Genomic DNA, 725 nt, shown 5'->3' with positions numbered 1-725 from the left:
ATTGCCGTCTTTATCTACATACGTTGTCGGCGCGGATCCCTTCTTCGCATTTTCTGCGTTGACCGCTTTGGCAATCTCTTCTTTATTTACCTTGACGGTTACTTTACTTACACCATTTGCAGATTCCGTAATGACTTTGGCCAAATCTTCACCGGCAAATTCTACCGTATCGGCATGTTTTACCTGTGCAACAACATCGGTTGTTCCATCTGACGCTTTACCTTTAATGACAAATCCCAACTTCTTCAAGTCGTCCACGGTTGCTACCGTTCCGGGTACGGCATGTTCCAAATCTGCCAATCCTTTTGTCGGACCTTCTGCTGTGATATCATTCGTTCCCGGTTTGACGTTCGTAAGCTGCATCGGCTTATCTTTTTCGCCGACTTTAATACCTGCCGGTGTCTGTTCTCCAGCGTCTTTATCCGGTGTGCCGTCAGCTTTTGCCTTGTAGTACTTATCGCCATCTTTTACAAGCGGATTGCCGTCTTTATCTACATACTGTGTCGGAGCGTTTCCGGCTTTATCGTTTATGCTCTTTACGGCATCAGCCACTTTCTTGTCATCAACTTTCACCGTAAATGTACGTACATCATTTTCTGTCTTACCGCTTACTTCTGCCAAGCCTTCGCCGACAAATTTCACGGTTTGTGCATTAGTCACGGTGGCATGATAATTACCGCCGTCAGCTACGACAAAGCCTACCCGTTTCAAATCATCTACGGTTG

The 725-nt window shown here is 46.1% G+C and carries 1 protein-coding gene; it reads right to left on the bottom strand.

What is annotated here, in order from left to right:
* Window positions 1-725, bottom strand: a 725-nt coding sequence (locus HMPREF3182_RS07685; protein ID WP_206445545.1) for a hypothetical protein, incomplete at both ends; no start/stop codon positions are given.

The organism is Megasphaera hutchinsoni, assembly GCF_001553405.1.
GTDB lineage: Bacteria > Bacillota > Negativicutes > Veillonellales > Megasphaeraceae > Megasphaera > Megasphaera hutchinsoni.
The sequence above is the reverse complement of the archived record's forward strand: the minus strand, read 5'-3'. Positions and strand labels throughout refer to the sequence as shown.